5 protein-coding genes are annotated in these 2,715 nt (G+C 61.4%); all 5 read left to right on the forward strand.

Annotated features, from left to right (window positions below; genetic code table 11):
• Window positions 1-563 precede the first annotated feature (563 nt).
• Entirely contained in the window at window positions 564-725 is a 162-nt protein-coding gene (locus tag AC1DKD_RS40890; RefSeq protein ID WP_441633878.1) for a DUF3304 domain-containing protein, read from the forward strand.
• A gap of 54 nt (window positions 726-779) precedes the next feature.
• Complete coding sequence (locus tag AC1DKD_RS40895; protein ID WP_441633876.1) at window positions 780-944, forward strand: hypothetical protein; 165 nt, start codon at window positions 780-782, stop codon at window positions 942-944.
• Entirely contained in the window at window positions 941-1,435 is a 495-nt protein-coding gene (locus AC1DKD_RS40900) for a DUF3304 domain-containing protein (protein ID WP_441633874.1), read from the forward strand. The genes AC1DKD_RS40895 and AC1DKD_RS40900 overlap by 4 nt, the downstream gene beginning before the upstream one ends.
• Window positions 1,432-2,118 carry a hypothetical protein gene (locus tag AC1DKD_RS40905; RefSeq protein WP_477144710.1) on the forward strand — a complete coding sequence of 229 codons (687 nt, stop codon included), beginning with the start codon at window positions 1,432-1,434 and terminating at the stop codon, window positions 2,116-2,118. Before AC1DKD_RS40900 ends, AC1DKD_RS40905 begins: the two co-directional genes overlap by 4 nt.
• The coding region (locus tag AC1DKD_RS40910; RefSeq protein ID WP_477144711.1) for a phospholipase effector Tle1 domain-containing protein at window positions 2,115-2,715 on the forward strand (601 nt) is incomplete at its 3' end. The genes AC1DKD_RS40905 and AC1DKD_RS40910, both read left to right, overlap by 4 nt.

The following is a 2,715-nucleotide window of genomic DNA, read 5'->3' on the forward strand; positions in this document are numbered from 1 at the left end:
GGGGCCTCATTGGCGGCAAGGCGATGGTGGACATACTGGCCGACGGCTACACCCTGCCGCTCGCTCCGTCGGCCTGCACGCCACCCGCAACACCTACAAGAAGTTCAACTACATCCGGCCACCGCCCTGAAGGCCGCCGCGGTCTGCCCGGGATACCACACGTGGTGGTGAACCCGAAGCTGCCTGCTGGCAACTTGCCGCCGACGCGCGCCAGTGCCCGGATACGATTACGTTCAGCTCGGCGGGCGTGGGTTCATCGGTCCATATGATGGGCGAATTGTTCAAGCTCAATGCCTGCGCACCGCTGGTCCGCGTGTCCCGCAAGGGAGACGTACTGCCTTTCGAATTCGTACGATTTAGCAAAGTGAAAAATTGTTAAATTTTCGAATAATTCAGACAATTCCTAAATACATTCCAGCGTGCCTCGGGTAATGATTCTCTCTTTCCATTAGCTCTGAAGGAATACACCTGAACAATGGCGGCTGCCTTGGCATGCGACGCAAAGGCAATCTTGGGAACCTCATGACTTAAAGATGCTTTACATGTATTAGCGTCTTCCATGAGTGCACCAGCGAAGAGCGGACTGCCCACGCCTTCGACCCCAGCCGAACTACTGGCCATTTTTCTCAATCGACGCGCAATGGGGCGGAAACGTGGATGCCTACGGCAACACCTCGGGAACGTGTTGCGTGGGGATGCCGCGGGTCTACCGACCCGGCCTGTAGGTCACCGTCAAGTGGAAGGCACGGGACGGGGCCAAGATCCTCTATGGGAGCAAGGTGGTCGACGTCGAGCCCTACACCGAGGCCGGCACCATCTATGCCCATATCTTCCCGAACGACGTGGTCTGCGTGGTCGTGTCGGCGCGCTACGACGCACAATGCCTCAATCACCCCATTCCCTATCCGGTTAACCCTGACGAAGTGAAGGCGCTCCAACGATGAAACGCGATATCGCCGCACCGCGGCGCATTGCCCTCGGCAAGGCCGTTCTCCTGTCCCTGTTCCTGGCCGGCTGCGCCGGCGGCAGCGGCATCTCGACTGACCGCTCCGACAAGTTCGTTTATGCCTCCGTGGGCGGCGTCAATCATACGAATCGCTTCGTCTACGAGTTCAGCATCGACGGAACGCCCGGCCACAACATGCGCGCCTATGGCTCAGCCAATGCCGGAACGTGTTGCGTAGGTGTGCCACGAGTCTATCGCCCCGGCCTGCAGGTCAAGGTGAGCTGGAACATGCCGGAGGGCAGGAAGGACGTCATCAAGACCAAGGTGGTCGAGATTGAGCCCTATACCGAGGCCGGCACCATCTATGCCCACATCTTCCCGAACGACGTGGTCCGCGTGGTCGTGTCGGCGCGCTACGACGCACATAGTCCCAATCACCCCATTCCCTATCCGGTCGATCCGAACAAGTCGAAGGAGTTCCAACAATGAAGCGCTATATCGCTGCCCCCGACCGCACGCTCCCACCAGATCCGGCCGAATGCTGCAGCCTGACGCCGCGCGAGGTTTTCCGTGTGTTGGGGACCAAGCCCGCCTGCACGTTCGTGCGTCAGCCGGTTTGCCAGATCCTGGTCAACGTGGGGCTGTTCTTCGATGGYACCAACAACAAYATGGAGAGGGACTACGAAAAACCGGAACCCGCCAARCGCTTCCATAGCAATATTGTGCGCCTGTATAACGCGTATCCCGATGAGAAACACAATACACCGGGGGAGAGCGAGTATTACTACCCGTTCTACATGCCAGGTGTGGGCACGCCCTTCCCGCAAATTGGTGAAATGGGCGAAAGCACCTACGGGCGGGCCTTCGCCGCCGGCGGGCAGGCCCGCATCCTGTGGGGCCTGCTGCAGATCTACAACGCCGTGCACCGAGCGGCTTTTAGCGGTCAGTCCWTGATGACCGATGACGAGATCGCCGCGAAGATCAAGGACTACGAGCGSCGCRTCGACCACCAGCAGCGGCCCGACCCGGAGGACCCGCCGCGCAAGCGCAAGGACTGGYTCGYGCCGCTSACGCAGGAACTGTCGAAGAAGCTGCGSGCCAGGCTCGCTGGCTGGCCAGCGGCCACTCCGGCTGGGCCGCGGAGATACTSAAGCCGCTGCCCGCGCTGGTGAAGAAGACGGTTCACTATATCGCCGCCCACGAGCAGCGCATGAATTTCCCGGTCACGCGGATCGYCGGCGGCCAAAACGTCGAGGAGGTGCTGTACCCCGGCATGCACTCGGACGTGGGCGGCGGCTATGGGGCGGGCGACCAGGGCAAGGCCCGGGATGGCCTGCCCGCGCTGATGTCGCAGATCCCGCTGCTGCATATGTACAAGGCGGCCCTGCTGGCTGGCGTGCCGCTTACCACGTATCCATATCTCGATGGCGATGCAAGAATGGATGTCGAGATCGACCCCAGCCTGGTGCAGGTCTGGAACCAGTACATGCGGTGGAGCCGTTGCGAAGGCGGGCCSTAYAACGAGCAGMTCAGCCAGCACTACGCGCGCTTTTTCCAGTGGCGTGCGTGGCTGCTGCGGCGTTTGGAACAKMGCCCTTTCTACCTCGCGKCCAATCCCCAGGACCAGRYSGACCTGCAGGAATCGAATGACCGCCTCAAGGGCGACCTGGTRCTGGTGCGATACCGGGCCGCGCCCSATCGTTCCCCTTATGGGGATCGCAACCCGCTCATGCTGTCGCCCCAGGAGCGTGCCGGGGCCAACCTGATGC

The sequence above is a fragment of the Cupriavidus sp. 05T313 genome (assembly GCF_056396665.1).

Coding starts and splice junctions, on each gene's coding strand:
- AC1DKD_RS40900 (WP_441633874.1), top strand. CDS start 941: ATGAAACGCGATATCGCCGCACCGCGGCGCATTGCCCTCGGCAAGGCC.